General features: G+C 39.6%; 17 protein-coding genes. 3 read left to right on the plus strand and 14 right to left on the minus strand.

The window, feature by feature from the left end:
* Positions 1–34: 34 nt before the first annotated feature.
* Positions 35–1615: a GDSL-type esterase/lipase family protein gene (locus BLR84_RS03985; protein ID WP_090464639.1), complete on the minus strand. Its 1581-nt coding sequence runs from the start codon at positions 1613–1615 to the stop codon at positions 35–37.
* Between the two features lie 184 nt (positions 1616–1799).
* On the opposite strand from BLR84_RS03985, the gene BLR84_RS03990 reads away from it, so the two are divergent.
* Positions 1800–2261, plus strand: a complete 462-nt coding sequence (locus tag BLR84_RS03990; protein WP_090464641.1) for a hypothetical protein — start codon at positions 1800–1802, stop codon at positions 2259–2261.
* A 174-nt stretch (positions 2262–2435) separates the two neighbouring features.
* On the opposite strand, the gene BLR84_RS03995 is transcribed toward BLR84_RS03990, so the two are convergent.
* The 13 genes from BLR84_RS03995 to BLR84_RS04055 form a co-directional block, all read right to left on the minus strand.
* Positions 2436–2858 carry a BLUF domain-containing protein gene (locus BLR84_RS03995; RefSeq protein WP_090464644.1) on the minus strand — a complete coding sequence of 141 codons (423 nt, stop codon included), beginning with the start codon at positions 2856–2858 and terminating at the stop codon, positions 2436–2438.
* A gap of 146 nt (positions 2859–3004) precedes the next feature.
* Positions 3005–3766 (minus strand): MBL fold metallo-hydrolase, encoded by a 762-nt coding sequence (locus BLR84_RS04000; RefSeq protein WP_090464646.1) that lies wholly within the window; start codon positions 3764–3766, stop codon positions 3005–3007.
* Positions 3763–4200 (minus strand): hypothetical protein, encoded by a 438-nt coding sequence (locus BLR84_RS30330; RefSeq protein WP_255366847.1) that lies wholly within the window; start codon positions 4198–4200, stop codon positions 3763–3765. Before BLR84_RS30330 ends, BLR84_RS04000 begins: the two co-directional genes overlap by 4 nt.
* Positions 4201–4249: 49 nt before the next feature.
* Positions 4250–4816 (minus strand): CAP domain-containing protein, encoded by a 567-nt coding sequence (locus BLR84_RS04010; protein WP_090464649.1) that lies wholly within the window; start codon positions 4814–4816, stop codon positions 4250–4252.
* Positions 4817–4985: 169 nt separating this feature from the next.
* On the minus strand, positions 4986–5756 hold the full coding sequence (locus BLR84_RS04015; RefSeq protein WP_090464651.1) for a hypothetical protein: 771 nt from the start codon (positions 5754–5756) through the stop codon (positions 4986–4988).
* Positions 5757–5974: 218 nt separating this feature from the next.
* Positions 5975–6883, minus strand: a complete 909-nt coding sequence (locus BLR84_RS04020) for a phosphatase PAP2 family protein (protein WP_090465804.1) — start codon at positions 6881–6883, stop codon at positions 5975–5977.
* Between the two features lie 29 nt (positions 6884–6912).
* Positions 6913–7539, minus strand: coding sequence for a sterol desaturase family protein (locus BLR84_RS04025; protein WP_090464654.1), 627 nt, complete (start codon positions 7537–7539; stop codon positions 6913–6915).
* 230 nt (positions 7540–7769) lie between these two features.
* Positions 7770–8486 carry a CDP-alcohol phosphatidyltransferase family protein gene (locus BLR84_RS04030; protein ID WP_076373710.1) on the minus strand — a complete coding sequence of 239 codons (717 nt, stop codon included), beginning with the start codon at positions 8484–8486 and terminating at the stop codon, positions 7770–7772.
* A 29-nt stretch (positions 8487–8515) separates the two neighbouring features.
* Positions 8516–11077, minus strand: a complete 2562-nt coding sequence (locus BLR84_RS04035) for a DUF5686 and carboxypeptidase-like regulatory domain-containing protein (RefSeq protein ID WP_090464657.1) — start codon at positions 11075–11077, stop codon at positions 8516–8518.
* Positions 11078–11729: 652 nt separating this feature from the next.
* Positions 11730–13046: an inositol-3-phosphate synthase gene (locus tag BLR84_RS04040; protein ID WP_255366848.1), complete on the minus strand. Its 1317-nt coding sequence runs from the start codon at positions 13044–13046 to the stop codon at positions 11730–11732.
* 244 nt (positions 13047–13290) lie between these two features.
* Positions 13291–14277 carry an NAD-dependent epimerase/dehydratase family protein gene (locus BLR84_RS04045; RefSeq protein WP_090464664.1) on the minus strand — a complete coding sequence of 329 codons (987 nt, stop codon included), beginning with the start codon at positions 14275–14277 and terminating at the stop codon, positions 13291–13293.
* Positions 14274–15392, minus strand: coding sequence for a hypothetical protein (locus BLR84_RS04050; RefSeq protein WP_090464667.1), 1119 nt, complete (start codon positions 15390–15392; stop codon positions 14274–14276). Before BLR84_RS04050 ends, BLR84_RS04045 begins: the two co-directional genes overlap by 4 nt.
* Before the next feature lie 94 nt (positions 15393–15486).
* Positions 15487–16698: a serine palmitoyltransferase gene (locus tag BLR84_RS04055; RefSeq protein WP_090464670.1), complete on the minus strand. Its 1212-nt coding sequence runs from the start codon at positions 16696–16698 to the stop codon at positions 15487–15489.
* A gap of 367 nt (positions 16699–17065) precedes the next feature.
* On the opposite strand from BLR84_RS04055, the gene BLR84_RS04060 reads away from it, so the two are divergent.
* Both BLR84_RS04060 and BLR84_RS04065 read left to right on the plus strand, forming a co-directional pair.
* Complete coding sequence (locus BLR84_RS04060; protein WP_090464673.1) at positions 17066–18418, plus strand: TolC family protein; 1353 nt, start codon at positions 17066–17068, stop codon at positions 18416–18418.
* Between the two features lie 201 nt (positions 18419–18619).
* Positions 18620–19822, plus strand: a complete 1203-nt coding sequence (locus BLR84_RS04065; RefSeq protein ID WP_090464676.1) for an efflux RND transporter periplasmic adaptor subunit — start codon at positions 18620–18622, stop codon at positions 19820–19822.
* The last annotated feature ends 19 nt before the right edge of the window (positions 19823–19841 follow it).

Consider the following 19841-nt stretch of genomic DNA (forward strand, 5'->3'; position numbering starts at 1 on the left):
CCTCACAATCAGGAGGGAGGTAGATTAATCCCTCTTATTTGCGTTTTAAAGCATCGGCAATCGCTTTTTCTGCCAGCGGTTCCATTGCTTTGTAACCGGCCAGGTTGGGGTGTACGCCATCACCTGATAATGATTTGGGCAAACCCTTCCGCTCATCGGCCATAGCCGAAAAATAATCAAGATATACCATGTGATTTTTGTCGGCAAAATCTTTGATCATGGCATTCAGTCGTACTACTTTTTCGGCAGGCTCCATCCCCGGGCGCCATGGGAAATCAAATGCTGGCAATACCGACGATAAGACTACTTTAATACCAGCTGCTTTAGCCAGCAGAGCCATGGATTGTATATTACCAAAAACATCTTCCAGCTTGATGGGTCCATTGTTTTCGGCAATATCATTAATGCCCGCCAGTATCACTACCACGCCTGGTTTTAAGTTGATCACATCATCACGGAAACGCACCAACATCTGTGTAGTAGTTTGCCCGCTGATGCCCCGGTCATACCAAGACTTACCTGCAAAAAATGTCGGGTCGTTATTGATCCAGAAATCGGTGATCGAATCGCCCATGTAAACCACACTTTTGGGGTTGGTTTCCTGTGCGGTTACTTTTTCATTATCAGCGGCATAGCGTTTAATGTTGGCCCAATCTTTATGCAACTGGTCATCATATTTTTTATGATTGGCCTCTGCCTGTTCTTGTTTTTCCTGCGGCGATTTAGCCTTTGGATCTATCGGCTTTAAAAAGCCTTTCAAACCCAGCCAGTCGTTAAAACGTTCTATCCAGGTATCTGTGGGGATATTTTGCTTACGCATGCCAAAGCCATGGCTGCCCCTGGCATATAAATGCAGTTCGGCGCTATGTTTTGAGGCCAGCCATTTAGAATACAGATCGACACTGTGCGGGGCGAGGTTCAGGTCATCATCTGTAGCCGCGGTTAGGAACAGGGGTGGTGCATCTTCCGGAATGGCAGATTGTAATGCCGGAGGAAAATAAGGATAGATCGGAGCCACAAAATCGGGCCGGTTGGCTGGTGTGTATTTATATGCTGTCGCAGCCGCCAAAGTACCGCCAGCCGAGAAACCCATAATGCCTATGCGCGATGGGGATAAGCCATATTCGGCAGCATGTTCACGTACATAACTTATGGCTTGCCTTGCATCAGCAATACATAAAGGGATTATTTTACTTATTTTTTGTTCAAAATCTTTTTTAGCCATGTTTGTGGCGAGCTCTTTCATCGGATCGTCAGTCAGGCTTTGTGTCAGTCTGTATTTTAATACAAAAGCGGCTACGCCATGCTGGTTAAGCCATTTGGCTACCTCATTACCCTCGCTGTTTATAGAGAGTACCTCGAAACCACCACCGGGACAGATAACAACGGCCGTGCCTGTGGCAATTGCCGGATCGGGCAAAAATACTTCCATCGATGGATGCACTACATTATACACTAACTTTACGTTATATACCTTATTTTCGGCTACACCTTCGGTCCAGTTCCATTTTTCAGAACCCGGAGCCGCACCGGGGTACAATTGGATAATTTTTTGCTGTGCTCTTGCTGCTGTCACAAAAAGCAACAGGCCCATAAACATTAATTTCAGTTTCATATAATTGGTATGATTGATAGCTAAATGTAGCGCTTAATTATAATATTATAAAAGCATTTAGCACAGATTGATCATATCCCCATCAAATCATATTTATTGTGTAATAATCAGGCTACTTAGCAGATATTGCTACTATACTGAAGATCTTTTCGTTATATTCATAAAACTGATTTTTTTTGATGTTATGGTATCCGGTAAAATAAGCAAGTTGTTCTTTCCTGCCATAATTCCGTTATTGTTGTTGTCATGCAGCAAACAGCCTAAGGTTTTTGAAAGTAATTGTAATGATGGGATAGTTTTTAAAAAAATTGAATTTACAGAATTGGTAAGCCATCTTAAAAGCTACAATGGTCAGTACGTAGAGGTTACCGGAAAGTATGTGGAAGGGGTTGAGCAGTCGGCTTTGTTGAATGATAGTCTTTTTGCCGATCACTCCTTAAAAAAAGCCTTATGGGTTGATTTTAGCCAGGAGTGCCCACTGTATTTAACGGGGACCCGGGTAGGGCTGTTTCAATATAACAATGGCACTTTTACCCAGATCAATAAGAGATTCATTACTATAAAAGGTAAAATTAATGTGCGTAATACCGGGCATTTAAATAAATACAAAGGCGCAATTGAAAAGGTGAGCTTTATTAAATTATAACCAGGCAGTAAATTTTATTAATTCTTGATAAATTAAATAACTAATTATAAATTTGTAAGCGATGTTTGTTAAATTATAATTAAAAAAAGTACTGTTTAAATAAAACATTAGCTAATAGTTATTGTTTTATTGTTAATAATACATCATAAAAGGGCTTTATTATAAAAGTGGAGGTTAAAAAGAAATATATAATTTATTGTAATCAACAAAGGTTTTAAGCATATTCACAGTGATATGTTCAGAATTGCGGGTTAAGTTTAAATCAGGTGAACTGAGAAATCCTTCAATTTCCTGTAGGGTTTCTGAGTTTACCGAGGCAAAACCCATTGACCAATCCGGAAAGTTTCTTTTTTCAATAATTCCGGAAGCCAGTTTAATGATGTTTTTGTGCCTGGTATCCAATTCAATAGCTTTGTAAATTAGTTCAACAGAACTTTTTTTGCCTTCCAGAACCTGCATAAATGTACCCTGGCAATATAGTAACATGCCTGTAACACTATACTTTTTATTTTTGGTGCGGGCAGTAGTCAATAAATCTAAAAGCTCGTCTTCAGTCAACAGCCTTTTGGCCGTGCTTACGTAAACAATATATTCCATCTAATAGGGGCTTGCTATCCGAATAAGTACATATTATGTACCCAAACGGATGCCTACAAATATTGTTTTTTTTTGTGCGAAAATTGTCTTATTTTCTACTTATTTTATTGCAAAATGTTAAACACCAGCGTTGTTCTTAGGCTGGATCAAATGATGAGTTTCAGACCGTCATAAGCCAGTTCAATATTCACTGGTAATTCTTTTGATACTTCGAAATGAGTACCCAAGCGATGGCTGATATGGGTAAGATAGGTTTTCTCGGCACCTACTTCATTCGCAAAATCTATAGCTTCATCAAGCGTGAAATGCGATATGTGACTTTGTTTTTGTAGCGCGTTAATCACCAGCGTTTTTGTCCCCTTTATCTTTTCTTTTTCTGTTTCCGGTATTGTTTTAGCATCGGTGATATAAGTAAAATCCTTTACTCTGAAGCCTAATATGGGTAGTTTATAATGTAGAACCTCGATGGGGGTAAAAATGGCATCGCCAATTGGAAAAGGACGCAGGTCTATAGGATGTATCATCACCTGCGGAATGCCCGGGTATCCCGTTCCGTCAAAAACATAAGGAAACTCGCGTACCAGGGCTTTTTGTACCCTTAGGTCTGCATAAATATCAATTGGACTGTTTTGTTTATAATTAAACGCCCTGATATCATCCATCCCGGCAATATGGTCTTTATGTTCGTGGGTAAATACAATGGCATCCAGGTGTTTTACACCTGCGCGTAACATTTGATATCTGAAATCGGGACCCGAATCAACTACTATGGTTTTATCTTCGGCCTCTATTAAAATAGAGGTACGCAATCGGTTATCACGTGCATCAGTTGATGTACATACCTCGCAGCCGCAGGCAATAACAGGCACACCCTGTGAAGTTCCGGTTCCTAAAAATGTTATGGTCACAGCTGCAGTTTAGTTTGTTTGATCTCCTGCAAAAACGCAACCTGTTTTTCGTCAAGCAGTTTGTAATCTACCTCAAGCTCACGCAACAATTCAACAATGGCCAATATTTTGCTTTCCAGGTTCGAGAAACGGTTAACAATCACCATACGACTGTTGAGCAATAAGCAGGATCCTGTTTTAAAATTACCTTTTTCATACCGCACCCTGTATCCGGCCGATTTAAGCAGCAGTTCCAGTTTTTCAAGTGTATGATTGGTAGCGGGTAGCATTAATTCCAAAATTAACAAAAGTAAGTGTAAATGCACTTTGAATTTAGGGAATTTTGAAAAGCTGACTTTAGGATTGCCGTGGATCGGCGCGGTGTATTTCTGTACTTTTGCACAGAAGGTTATGTAATGCAGGATAAAAGCCGGTAATACCGAATAAATCAACATTGCTATTCAATAATCTGCACATCTGTAATTTGCACATCCGCACATCGATCTAATCATGGCTGATTGAAGGTTGCTGCACCATGCGGTATTTACCCGATTTGATAAGCCTTTGCTGCTCGGGCGAAAATGACTCGCGCCCGCCAAAGTCCTGTACCCAGTAATTCCGGTACATAGCGACGCCTACTTCTTTAAAATCAGGGTTCATCAGGTTTTTGCAATGGCCTTCACTTTTAAACCAGCCATCCATTACTTCGGCAATACTCTGCTGTCCGGCCGCTATATTTTCGCCAATGGCAAAGCTTTTATAGCCTTTAAATTTGTAGCCAGCAGAAATGATACGGTCTTGCATACTGCGGCCGTCTTTACTGGTGTGATCAAAATAATTTTGCCGTGCCATGTCTTTTGCGTGCTCTTCGGCAGCATCTTGCAGTTTATCGTTCCAGGTTAAAGGTGGGGCAGGGGCATAATATTTTATACCACAATTACAGCCTTTTTGCCTGGTTAAGTTTATACGGTATAAAAACTCATTTTTAAATTGCCTGCTTTGTCCATAAACTGTGCAAAACGAAAGTAGAGCGGTAAAAATAAAAATGGTTTTAACAATCAATTTCCTCATATCTAACAGTATGACAATTTTCCCGGCAAAGGTTTAATTAAATACCCGGACGATATAAGCAACGTTTATGACCGTGGTTTTCTTATGCGTAACCGCCATTTACTGTGCCTGCGATGCCTGTAATAAATGATTACGGCTATAGAGATCAGCGCAAGCGATACAATAAGTACTATAATGAGGCTATGCGTTTGACGGAGCTTGTTTTGGAGGGCTTTTTCTTGTTGGAGGTGGACGCTTTTTTTTTGACGATGACTAAATCCCGTTTTTTGATCTGAACAGAGTCCTGGGTATTGATACGTGCTAAACGGTCAATTTCGGCCTGGTGCAGGCTGTCATCAATCTCCTCGTGCCGTTTTATGGCCAGCGAGGCTTTATCAAAATCCTTCATTTGCCGGTATAAGCCAGCGAAGCCAACCTGTACAGCCGACTCGTTTTTAGGATCTTTGTTTTTTATTGAAAGTGTCAGGGCTTCATTCAGATCGCGCATGGCCCATTTATAATCTTTCATATCAGCTTTGATAGCCGAAAGCTCAATTAAAGAAGTAATGATATTGGGCACATCCTTCTTTTGGCGGGATATGGCGTTTGATTGCAGGATGAACCACTTGGCCTGGATATATTTATACTGCTGACGGTAAATTTTTGATAAATTATTATAGCAGGCACGCAAACCTAATGTATCTGAGATGTTAGAGAAGTTATGCAGGGCCAGCATGGTATAGTTTAATGCTTCTACCTGGTTATAATATCTGAACCGCCGGCTGCTGATGGTATCATTCTTTAATAAATACTGGTTAGCTATCTCAACATATATAGGGCCTTTTAAAGAATCTTTAGTGACTTGTAGTTTTTGTTTAAGGCTATCCAGGTCACCTGCTGCCTGCGCTGATAATCGCAATCCGGCTAAGAGGATAAAAAGGCAGGTAAGCAGTTTCTTCATATAAGGGTTATCGTATCAACAGTTAATTTGAGTATATCCCGTCAAATAGTGTGCCTGTTTCCAATATATCAACCTAAATATTAATGATATTGAGCGATTTGTAAATTTTTATACTGAGAAGATATTTTCGTAATACAGTTAGGGCCTAAATATTTTCGGGAAAAAGGGATTCTCATTTCGTAAAACAGGGATGGTATAGTAAATAGTACAGTAATCTATCAGATAACCTGTTCGTACTTATTAATAGACACTTGCAGCCATTTTACCTTGTTTATTAAAAGGTTGAATAATGATATGCCTATTATAGCTGTGGTAATACCTGCCAGTACATCCAATACATAATGATGACTTGCGTATACAGCGGTAAACCAAATACCCAGCATCACAATAGCAAAGAAGATACTGGCAACCTTGTACCAATTCTTTATGCCGTAATACAAAACAATAACCGGGTAGGAGGAATGAAGCGAAGGCATAGCCGCGAATACATTAGACCCTTTGGTATAGATGGATTTAAAGATACCTGCATGAAAATACGCGTCGAACTTAGCTAGGCCAGCTACATTACCCGCGGTTAAGGGTGTAAAATGAAAGCCATAGTATTGAACATACCATGGCGGTGCAGCCGGAAATGTATAATAAATAACAAAGCCCAATAAGTTCACCAGTACAAAGGTGAACGAGAAATATAAAAACTGCCGTTTGTTTTTAAAGAATAAAAAGGCGGCAAAACCTAAAGGCACAGGTATCCAGCATAAGTAAAATAAGCCGGTTACTACATCCATAAACGTTGTGCCGTGAATGCGCCAGTATTCGTTAGGGGTTAGCAATTTACCATTGTCATGTATCCCGAAAATATGCTTTTCAAAATTGTACAGATCGGCTATATGAACGGCTGTATAATGGTAATTAGGGAATGCCTTCATATAGTCGAATATGATCCAGTATACAATGAATATACTAAAGCCTAATATGAACTTACGGGTAACTCCTGATAGGTAAAATAGCGAATTAAATATGGCTACGAGTATCAACTCTGATGAGTTATAGCCAATAAGAAAGTAGGAGATCAGTAAATAACCTATTGAAAGAAGTGAAACAGTTAATATACTTTTTGTATTAACCATTACGCTATGATGCCCGGTACTATCCACCCTTATTTTTTTAGAAAACCTGAACGGAATATTTTGTCCCACAGCGGAGAGCTCACACCGTAACCTTTTTCAGGATCCTGGTAATGATGTAGCATATGGTGCTGTTTTATTCTTTTGAAAAGGCCGCTTTTAAAGTTAAAATGATGCATGGCATAGTGCGATATATCATAGAACAGGTAGCCCAATATAAAACCCGGGAAAAAACCGAATATGTAGTTTACAGGCAGCAAAGCTTTAAACAAAAAGTAAAACCCTGTAGCCAGCGGAATACTTAATGACGGTGGCAATACCAAACGTTTGGCATCGCTTGGGTAATCATGGTGTACACCGTGCATAATAAAGTGTAGCCTTTGTGCCCACTTCCAATTTTCGTTTGGTTGATAGTGGAAAATAAAACGGTGCATAATGTACTCAACAATGGTCCAGATGAATAAACCGGCTATAAACAAACCGGCATATAGCAAAAAGCTCATTCCCGCTTCAAAAAAAGCTTCGTAAGTACATACTAAAATAACAGGTACAAAAATATACAAGGGTACGGTATAATGTACCTTTGATAAAAGTTCTAAAAAGTCGCTTTTAAACATTCTCACAGACTCCTGAGAATTGGAGACATAATTCTTTTTCATAGCATATCAGGTTTTAAAACTTTGATGATTTCTCTGCCTGTTATTGTCTTTTTAATAATATATAAGTCAGTAAAACCTAACTGGGTTCAATTTTAATAAAGATTTACTCATGTGTAAATACCTTTATTAAATTGTTACGAAGATATGATATTTAGCTTGGTTTTGAGTACCGAGTTTTGAGTTTTGGATTTTGAGAGCTCATCACTCAAAACTTCACCACTTAAAACTAATTATCTTTTCTCTGCTTCAATTAAAGCTCTTTTAGCTTCTCTTAACCTGTTAAACGCGGTAATATTAGTAAGCACGGCCAGTATCACCAATGGAATTGTGAATATAGATATGGTTTCAAACACATGAAACTTAATACCGGGTATAAATAATTTATAATTACCGCCAATGTACTGGGCCACTATGCCGCTTAAAGCAGCACATAAGCCAATGGTTACTACACGCTCGGGTCTTTGCATTAATCCACCTTTAACCTCAACACCTAAACCCTCGGCACGTGCCCTTACGTAACTAACCATCATAGAACCTATCAGCGCAATGAAAGCTGCTATTGAGCTTACAAAATAATGATGGGCAACCAGGTAATAACAGATCCCCAGGAACATGATCAGTTCGCTGTAACGGTCAAGCACCGAATCATACAAAGCGCCAAAGGTTGATTTCATGTTGCCCAAGCGAGCCACCTGTCCGTCGAGCATATCAAATAATCCCGCAAATAGAATTAAACCACCGGCCCAGCCCACATAACTCAGGTCGCCGCGGTTACCCTCTTCGGCGCCTAATATAAATATGGCGGCTACGCCTACATTTAACACAAAACCAATTGAAGTAACTGCATTTGGGGTTAACCCAACTTTGATAAGAATTTTTACAAAGGGATCAATAACCTTGTAAATACCTAGTTGTAGGTTTGTTCTTATTGATGTTTGCTGTTCCATTTTTTTTGTAATTATTTCGCTATACAAAATTAAAAATCAAATTTGACACGTACACGGATACCTGAACTCGGGACATCCGGGTGGTCTAAATAATTAAATCGTCTCACGTAATCAATCCGTATAAATTTAAATATATTTTCGACACCAACACTACCCTCTACGTAAGGTGTTTTGCCCAGGGCATAAGTGATCGGTAATCCATTAGCATCTATCGGTAACTGATATAATGAGGGATGGATGTTTGGATTATTTTTATCACTTAAACCACCATACAATACTTTTGCCGAAAAAGTCTCGCGCCATTTTAATCTTTTCAACAAAGGTATTTTATTGAAAAAGAAACCGCCGAAGTGATGGTCTATCCTGAAGCTCGCGTACTTATCGCTGGCAAATTCCAAAAAGTTCATCAGGTTATAAGAATCAATATCATAAGCATACGTTTGATTGGCCTGGTGTATGGTTAACAACGGGAACGGCACTTGTCCGAATATTTTACCAGCCGAGATGTTCAGGTCTGAATATCCCAATTGCGACAGGTATAAACGTTTGTCGATCCTGAAATCAAGTTTCTGGTAGTTATACTCGCCATTAAACAAACCTTTAACGCCTGAAGCATAATCAAGCTCCAATGTCGGATATTTATTAGGAATAGGTATACGATAGATCTTACCCTGATAAAATTCTTCATGGGGCGACCAGCGTATGCTGCCCGTTAGTTCGGTAGTGGTTAAAGAGTGTATCACATTAGGCTGTCCGTCCACCACATTATTAAAATATAGCGACCCGGCAGGCATTTGTTTCCAATTTTTAAACCCTGCTCCAAAGGATAAATGGCTCTCCAGCTCATGTACATAATCCAGGCGATAAAAATCATTGTACAGGTATTTATCATTGGTACCACGTTTAAATGATAACAAAAAGTTATCCTCCTGCACAAACTGAAGGTTTGCTCCCGGTATTTTAGTGTCTTTCTGGTAGCTTGCCCTGATATAATTTTGCGGGAATTTGTAGATGGATTTTTTGTTAAGCGAATAGGTAGCACTTAAAAAGTATTTCCACTTTTCGTCTTTAAAACCATAAGCGGCATACGTTTCAAAATAGTAGCGTTTGCTTAACTCCGGTGTGGTACGCCCACCAAGCCTCAAACGTAAGCCTTCAACCGGGTTAAAGCTGTAAAAAGTGTTTGCCGGGCCTATTTCAAATTTACCGAAACCTTTATAGCCGGCAAGAAGCAGTGTGGCAATATCCACAGTACGCTTGTATGATGGCATGTTGCGGAGGCTATCCACATTTTTGTAAACTTTGGATTCGGCGGTTGTTAAGGTATCCAGGCGGTTATGCGCCCAGAAATCGGCAGTCCTGGTTTTGGCCTCATCTGTTGATTCTTCCGATTGTTTGGTATAAGCAGTATCCGCAAGTGGGTGATTCACCACGTAGTTTTTATACGTAATAGTGCGCATACCCAGCAGCCCGCTTTTACCTTCCTTTTTGGTAGCCCCAAACTCGGCTATAGTATTACTGCGGCTCAGGTGATAACGATTATCCGGGTTTTGTTCAAAATCCAGATCAACCTCCATCGAGCGTATAAAGTTGATGTTAATGTGTTTATTGATTTTCAGTACCGCTTTTTGTACGGCATAATTACCATCGAGGGTAATATATATCATCCCCTCAAAAAGCACATCGTTACTATTACGGGGTGTAAAGCTTAACTCAACCAATTTTTGATTCTTGGCATCGGTAATGGTATCGGTTATGAAGAATTTATAATAGTTAGGAGAATTGTTGGATATCGGGCTTAAAAACTGACTGGTGATCAAAAATATATCATTATCATAAATATCCACATTGTTGTACAGGTGTTTAAAATATTGTTTAACACCTTCATTGTCAACTGCCGGACCGAAGTTTACACCACGCTGGCCCAAAACAATCTCGCGTTTCTTTTCGGGGTTTTTGCGGTAATAATTTTGTGATAATTTTTCGTCCAGATAAACCGGTAATATCGATTTTCCGGGTAAAATGGTACTGTCGCGATTATCGATGATGAACTTATATTTTTTGAAGAATTTCCTGTCTGAAAACGCGGCTGATACGTTGATAAACCCGAACATCATTTTGTCATATTCGCGGTATTCTACATAATCATAAGCTTCAGGACGGTTTTTAGGTTTGTTTTCGATAACCTGGCGTATCAGCTCAACAGCCGGATTGTCCTTATTGCGGTATTTAGGTTTTTTACCCGACTTTACCACTACCTCGTTCAATTGCTTGGCCGAAGGAAAAAGCTTTACGTTGATCACTTGTTCTTTACCGGGTTCCACAGCTAAAAAAGCATCTTTATAACCTAAAAAAGAAATTTTTATTTGTTTAAGTGTAGCGTTTGTGGTCGAAAGTCGGTATTTACCATTATTATCGGTAGCAACACCAGTAGAAGTACCCGGAAACGATACAACAACATAAGGAAGGGTTTGTCTGTTGCTGGCATCTGTAACTGTACCGGTTATGACAGTGGTTTGCGCAAATAATGATGATGCAGAAAAAAAGAGTATTAAAAAAAATAAACTTTTATAAAAATTTTTAAAATCCATGTACTTTATGCAATTATGCAAATACAAACTCTTTGTTTTATCTCCAATCCCTTATCATCTGTGGCAAACTATCTGTATCATTCATCATGATCACTTGACAGCTAATTATTATTTAAAGCACAAATCTTTGTAACTAATATCAATTAAATCAATATTACCTTACCTCCTGTGTAACGGCAGGAATAGTTTACCAAACGCTTATTTTGCATTGGCGTAGCTATCCCATTAGCTTGTAATTGCGCTTCAAAGGTAGAAAAATTTATTACAGACTAATGTGGTCAAAAAGTCAAATATTCCCTATGGAAAGCGTTTAAACCACGTTTATCTGCTAAATATTACCGTTAAATTATATTACACTGAAAACGGCGCTATGCCTTATATATTATGAGCTGTTGATGAGCTGTATTGTTTTATAATTTACGTAAAGTGTTGAATCTTAGATTGCTTTGAAACAGGCAAGTAATAGTTGTTGTCAGATTTAACAAAGTTTAACAACCTGAAAACAAATATTTTACACAATCAATAAATCAGGGCTTTACGTATTAGAGATAAGCGATCAGCTAACCGGGAGCAATTATAAGCAAAAAAATAACCAGTTGTATACCGCTTTGGCTGTAAAACAACTGGTTATATGAAATTAGTTCAGGGTATTTTATGCTTCGGCGTAAGCCTCTTCATAATAGTCTAAGCCCAGATGGGTTATCAGATCTTCGCCCATCATGTAACGTAAGGTATTTTCTAATTTGATGAGTTGTTTAAATATATCATTCTCAGGGCGAAGGCCTTCGGCTGTTTGAGGCGATTTCAGGTAGAATGACAACCATTCCTGGATACCGCTCATGTTAGCCCTTTTGGCCAGATCGCAAAATAAAGCCAGGTCAAGCGCGATAGGAGCGGCCAGGATAGAATCGCGGCAAAGGAAATTGATCTTGATCTGCATTTTGTAGCCCAACCAGCCAAAGATGTCAATATTGTCCCAGCTTTCTTTGTTATCGCCATGAGGAGGGTAGTAGTTGATCCGGATCTTGTGATAGATCTCGCCGTAAAGCTCCTGATTTTCTTCTGGTTTAAAAATATCTTCCAGAACACCTAATTTGGATACTTCTTTGGTTTTAAAGTTGTCCGGATCATCCAGTACCAAACCATCACGGTTACCTAATATATTGGTCGAGAACCAACCGTGTACGCCTAATGAACGTGCAGCCAGACCCGGGGCCAGGATGGTTTTCATTAAAGTTTGACCTGTTTTAAAATCTTTACCGGCAATTGGGCTTTGGGTTTCTTTTGAAAGCTCAATTAATGCCGGGATATCAACAGTTAGATTAGGGGCACCATTAGCGAAAGGTACACCTAATTTTAAAGCCGCGTAAGCGTAGATCATGCTCGGCGCTATTAATTTATCATCGTCAAGCAAAGCCTGCTCAAAAGCGGCCAGTGTTTGGTGTATGGCTGATGCCTCATAATAGATCTCGGTTGAACCGCACCAAACTAAAACAACCCTGTCTAATCCGTTTTGCTCTTTGAAGTTTTTGATATCCTCCATAACTTGCTGGGCAAGCTCATAACGTGTACCCTGTTTTACGTGTGTACCATTCAGGTTTTTGGCGTAGTTTTTATCAAAGGCAGCCTTCATTGGTTTGATGGATTCCAGCTCAGCCTTAACTGAGTTTAATAATGCTGGTTCCAAAACTTTTGCATTGGCTGCTGCTTCATATACGTTATCTTCATAAACATCCCATCCACCAAAAACTATGTCTCCCAGATGAGCAAGTGGCACAAAATCTTGAATCTTAGGATTGCGGTTCTCCGTTCTTTTGCCTAAACGGATATGCCCCATTTGGGTGAGTGAACCTATGGGTTGTGAGATACCTTTTTTAACTGCTTCAACACCGGCAATCAGTGTAGTGGCCACAGCTCCTAAACCTGGGATAAGGATACCCAGTTTGCCTTCGGCGGGTGAAATTTTCATTTTCATTGACTTATTTATTGTTGATTATTGGGTTAGGGCATTATTGGCCTTCCTCCGTGGTTTTTACTCTGTTTTGTTTATTAATTCTTCTTTTCGGTATTACTTAAACGTTTAAGTAATGCTAGAAGGCACTGATTTGCATTTTGTTAATTCCATGTTAAAAAATAACTTAAACGTTTAAGTTATGGAATAAAAACAAAGGAACTTTTAATTTCATTATTAATAAATTATTTAATTGTTGATATCAAAGCCATTTATTGGCCTTGTACCAGGTTAGTGTTTCGGCTAAACCCGTTTTTAAGTTATAAGCCGGATAAAAGCCCAGATCTGATTTTGCGCTTTCGTTGTCGCAGTACCAGTTTGCTGCCATTAGCTCATCTATCTTTTCAATATTTACTACAGCGGCTTTATTTCTCAAAGAACTTACTTTTTCTGATACAGCAGCTATTATTTTTACAAAATTTACAGGCAAATGAAATTTGAAGGTGGTGATACCCAATATTTCTTTGGTCAGATCGCCTAACTCGTACTTGCTGTAAAAGTTTCCGTCGCTCAGGTTATAGGTTTGATGATTGCCTCTGTATAAGGCCTTTATAGCTGCTTTGGCTACATCCTTTACATATATAAAGCTTAGTTTTTGTGAAGCTCTGCCAATATATGGTTCAAGGCCTTTTACTACCTGCTTAAAAAATATAAATATGCCGGTATCTCTTGGTCCATAAACGGCGGTAGGGCGTAGTATAGTATAGTTTAAGTTTTCAACCGTTCTTAACTGTTCTTCAGCCAAAAGTTTGCTGCGACCATAAGCAGTTACCGGGGCCGGAGGGGTGGCTTCGGTTATAATACCGGTTAATGTATTAAGCGGACCTATAGCAGCTAAACTACCTATCAATACAAACTTTTGCAAATGTGGACAGGCGTTAGCCGCTGCTGTTGCCAGGTTGTGTGTATAGGTAGCATTGATGTGATTGTATTCGGCTTGCGAGCGGGCTGAGGTAATGCCTGCTGCATGAATGATGTAATCGGGCTTAATATCGGCAAGCTGTTGTTTTAACGTTGGTTGATCTTTATAATCAAGTTGCACGTAATTGATAGCAAAGTGTTTTAGATGATCAATATTGCTGCTTTTGCGTACTGCAGCATAAACATCCAGATCATTTTGTAATGCTTCCTCAATTAAGTGATACCCAACAAAGCCACTCGCACCGGTTATTAAAACCCGTTGTTTCATATGGCCTTTTCGTATAACCTGTATTTTTTGTAAGGATCGCCATTGATGGCCTCTATGGCACGGTTTACCATATCGTTGTGTTCCAGGGTCCAGCCGGCTTCTGCCTGTTTCATGCCTTTGCGCCTGTATTCTTTAATAATGGTACCATACAAACAGGCTTCGATGCCCATTTTACGATAGCCATCAATAACACCCAATGCATATATACGCAGACTTTGTATTTTTTTACGACCGAAAAGCAATTTAAAAATACCTGTTGGCAATAAACGCCCGCGCTTAATTTTCTTAAAGATCTCGTTATAGTTGGGTAGGGCCAATCCAAAAGCCACTATTTTACCTTCCTGTTCGGCAACCAGTACAAAATCTTTATCAAGTATTAACTTCAGATCTTTGGCCAGGTAATCAAATTCATCATCTGTTAAAGGAACAAATCCTTCGTTATGATCCCAGGCCGAGTTATAAACTTCGCGGAGTTTGATGGATTCTTCTTTGAATTTTTTGAGGTTGATGGTACGGATAACAATATTATTGCGTTTTAAGCGCTCTTCCAATGCTGTTAATAAGCGTACCGATTTATCATCATAACTTTTATCGTCCCAGTGCCAGGCAATCAGATCGGCATTTTTAATAAAGCCAAATCCGTCTATCAGGTCGGCGTAATAAGGGGCGTTATAGGTTTGCATTAAAAAGGGCGGACTGTCAAAACCTTCTATCAACAAACCGCAAGGTTCGTTAGTTGAAAAGTTAACCGGGCCGATCAGTTTTTTATTTACGCCCTTTTGCTTAAGCCAATCGGTAACCGTGTTGAAAAGCGTTGTTGCTACCTCTTTATTATTAATGCAATCAAAAAAGCCAAAAAAACCATCGTTGGTATTGTTGAATTTGTTGTGTGCATTATTGAGTATTGCTGCAATGCGACCAACAATCTTATCACCATCATATGCTAAAAAAGTTTGCACGGTATTGTGCTTATGAAATGGGTGTATGGTTAAGAGGTCTCTTTGAGCTATGAACAATTCCGGGACGTAGTTTGGATCGTCCTGATACAAATCATGTGGAAAATCAATAAATGAAGCTAATTCTTTTTTCGAATTAACAGTTACAATTTTTATCATGAGTGGTTTTGTTTAAGCCAAAAGCGGAAAGCTTAAAGCAGAAAGCCAAAAATTTGGCTGCTTTTTAACTTTCCGCTTTTTGCTTTAAGCTTATTTAGATATTTTCTTTAACAGAAGCTGTAGATACACCAACTTCTTTAAACGCTTTTGAAAGTTTTTCAACAGCTTCGTCAATTTGAGCAAAGGTGTGGGTAGCCATTAATGAAAAACGCAGCAATGATGAATCTGAAGGTACGGCTGGCGAAACCACTGGGTTAACAAATACACCTGCAGCTTGCAGATATTTGGTTACCAGGAAGGTTTTTTCATTATCACGTACATAGATAGGTAATATCGGGCTTTCTGTAGGGCCAAGGTCAAAACCTTCATCCAACAGCAGTTTTTGTGCGTAGTTGGTATTATCCCAAAGTTTCTGGATACGCTCTGGCTCAGATTCAATAATATCTAATGCTGCAATTACACTCGCAACCGAACCAGGAGGCATACTTGCACTAAACATTAATGAACGTGCACGATGCTTGATATAATCAATAGTATCCTTATCAGCAGCAATAAAACCACCTAATGATGCCAATGATTTACTGAATGTGCCCATGATCAGGTCAACATCATCGGTAAGGTTAAAGTGTGATGCGGTACCAGCACCTTTATGACCAATAACACCTAAACTGTGCGCGTCGTCAACCATAATGTTGGCACCAAACTCGTCGGCCAGTTTAACTATCTCCGGCAATTTAACAATATCACCCTCCATGCTGAATATACCATCAACAGCGATAACCTTCACAGCCTCTTCAGGTAGTATGCTCAGTTTGCGCTGAAGATCGGCCATGTCATTATGGGCGTATTTAATCACTTTCGAAAATGAAAGTCTGCTGCCGTCAATGATAGAAGCGTGATCATATTCATCTAATATAAGATAATCATTACGGCCTGTAATGCATGAAAGCACACCCAGGTTAACCTGGTAACCGGTGCTGAGCAAAACTGTAGCTTCTTTGCCAACATAGCTGGCAAGCCTGTTCTCTAACTCGATATGAATATCAAGTGTACCATTCAAAAAACGTGAACCGGCACAACCTGTACCGTATTTGTCAATTGCCTTCTTTGAAGCTTCTTTAATCTTTGGGTGATTAGTTAGTCCTAAGTAGGAATTGGAACCAAACATTAACACCCTTTTGTTATCTATTATTACTTCAGTGTCCTGAGCAGACTCAATAGGCCTGAAATAAGGATACAATCCCTTCTCCCGGAGCATATTTGCAACCTGGAACTCGGCGATTTTCCCATGTAGTTTTTTAACCATGTATTAACCCTGCTTAAATTTTGTGTAAAAATACCATGAATAAGCATATAACCTATATGGTAAATGTAATTTTTTTAAAAAATGCTTCTCCTGAACTCAAAAAGGCCAGAAACATTCCATATTCTATCACGGCAAATTAATTAAATTTTTTATTTATTTCGCACCACAATTTTTCATTTTTTTGTAAAAAGGCCAAAAACATGTGATTTTGGCATGTTTTTATAAATTTTACGTAAAATTTTTGTTCTTGATTTTAATTTAGTAATATTAATCACATATTCGCACTTCCCCTGTGCAAATCAACAAAAACTATAAGCTTAACTTTTTGTTCTTTTTGCGGACAATGAACGTCACCTATAGCCACCTTATGAAAAAAAATAAGTATTTAGTATTTTTCATTTCCATCGCCTTAACATTAACTTTACATTCAACAACCTGGTCACAAACGGTTGCCGATAGCGTTAACGGCCCTGTTTCATTAAAGCAGTGTGTTGAGTTTGCACTGCGCAATCAGCCGGCGGTGCGCCAGGCCTCTATTGATGAGCAGATTAATGAAAAGGATATCCGGATAGGGCTTTCAGCATGGCTGCCTCAGATCACCGGATCAGGTATATATAATTATTATTTTAAGGGCACTCCGCAAGCCGGGGCATCCGGAGCTAACTTTCCGGCCAGTTCAGGGATACGCAACCTTTCTACACTTGGCTTGCAGGCCAGCCAGGTTATTTATAATAACGATGTGTTACTGGCGGCCAAAACAGCTAAATACTCCCGTCAGTATTATAAGCAAAACACCCTGAGCAGCCAGATCAATGTGGTATCTGATGTGAGCAAGGCATTTTTTGATGTGTTGCTTTCTCAAAAACAACTCAACATCACTAATGAAGATATCACCCGTTTGCAAAGAAGCTTGAAGGATGCCTATAACAGGTATCAGGCTGGGGTCTCAGATAAAACAGACTATAAACAAGCAACCATATCGCTCAACAATTCACTGGCCACACGCAAACAAACCGAAGAAGCCATTAAAAGTAAAACGGCTTATTTAAAACAGATCATGGGGATCAGTGCATCAAAAGACCTGTCGCTGGCTTATGATTCAACACGTTATGAACAGGCCGCCGTTATTGATACCAATCAGCAGTTGGATGTAAACAACCGTATTGAATACCGTTTGCTGCAAACCAGTAAAGTATTGCAAAACGTTAATGTGAATTATTACAGATATGGATTTTTACCATCCTTATCAGCAGTAGGGAGTTATAACAGGGCTTATTTCAGTCATGATTTTTCTGATCTGTATAATCAGGCATATCCAACAGGTTATGCGGGACTTACTTTAAGCCTTCCTATTTTCCAGGGCACAAAGCGCTTGCAAAACTTAAGCAAGGCAAAATTACAGGTTGAGCGTACTGATCTCGACCTGGAAAATAGCAAAAACACCATCAATACCGAATATGTGCAGGCGCTGGCTAGTTACAAAAGCAATTACACCAGTTACCAGTTGATCAGGCAAAATGTTGATCTGGCTAAAGACGTATACAAAGTGGTGAGCTTGCAATATCGCGAAGGTGTTAAAACTTATCTTGATGTTATTGTATCCCAATCAGACCTGCGAACCGCAGAGTTGAACTATTATAATGCATTGTTCCAATTGTTATCAAGCAAAATAGATCTGCAAAAAGCTTTGGGAACGCTTGGTGTAGATACTAATCAATAATTTAAATAGCAAAGCACTTGAACTCGCTTAAATAAACGAATAACTGCGCAGCACTCATGAGTACCGCTAAAGAAACAAACAACCAACGAATAATTGCGGAGCACTCATGAGTACCGTTAAGAAAACAAAGAACCAACGAATAACTGCGGAGCACTCATGAGTACCGTTAAGAAAACAAAGAACCAACGAATAATCACTAAGATGAAAAACAGATATATATACTGGTTAGCCCCTGCGGCCTTATTGGCATTAGCTTCTTGCAAAGGTAAAAGTGCACAAAATGCGCCATTGCCACCAACTCCTGTAAACTTAGTCGAAGCTAAAAAAGCCGAGGCCATCTATTACGATCAGTACCAGGGTACGATTGTTTCTATCAATACCACCGAGCTCAGGAGCCAGGTGCCCGGCTTTGTAACCGGTATATTATTTAAAGAGGGGGAAGTTGTGCAAAAGGGCAAAGTATTATATGAAATTGATAAACGTAAATACGTGGCTGCTTATCAACAGGCAGAAGCTAACGTGTTGAGCGCGCAGGCCAACCTGGTTAAAGCCCAAAAAGATATTGACCGTTATAATATGCTGCTGAAGAATGACGCGATCGCTCGCCAGACGGTTGATCAGGCCGCAGCTGCTTATGAAACCGGCAAAGCCAACGTAGCGGTAGCTAAGGCGGCTTTAGCGTCGGCGCATACCGATCTCTCTTACGCTACTATTACTGCTCCGTTTACCGGTCGTATCGGTATATCACAAGTAAGGCTGGGTACGCAGGTAACAGCAGGCACTACCTTATTGAATACCATATCTGCCGAACACCCGATGGGGGTTGACGTGGTGGTGAATGAGCAGGATATTCAACGTTTTTATAAATTACAACAGGCAAGCAGCGATACTACTTTTAAACTGCAGATGTCTGACGGAATAACTACCTATAACAAACCCGGTAAGGTTTTAGCCATTGACCGGGGTGTAAATAACCAAACCGGTACCATTAAAGTAAGGATACAGTTCCCGAATGAGGATGGTGTATTAAAAGATGGTATGAGCTGCGTGCTCAAGGTACTTAATAACCAATCTGGCGATAGGGTACAGATTCCTTATAAAGCCATTACCGAGCAAATGGGCGAGTTCTTTGTGTTTGTGAGCAAGGATACCACTTTTGTTGATACCACTAAAAACAATGAAAAAGTTGAGGCCCTTATTGCCAAACAGCATAAAGTTGTTTTAGGTCCGCGGGTGGGTTTCGATGTAGTTATCATGAGCGGTGTTGAACCTGGTGATAAAGTAGTTACCGAAGGTTTCCAGCGTTTACGCGATGGCGGCAAAATTGTACTGGGCGATCCGTCTAAAACAGCCGCCCCGGGGCAGGGAGCACCAGCACAGGGAAAACAACAAGGAAGCAAGTAACCGGTATTTTTATAAAACA

The sequence above is a fragment of the Mucilaginibacter sp. OK268 genome (genome assembly GCF_900103125.1).
Taxonomy (GTDB): domain Bacteria; phylum Bacteroidota; class Bacteroidia; order Sphingobacteriales; family Sphingobacteriaceae; genus Mucilaginibacter.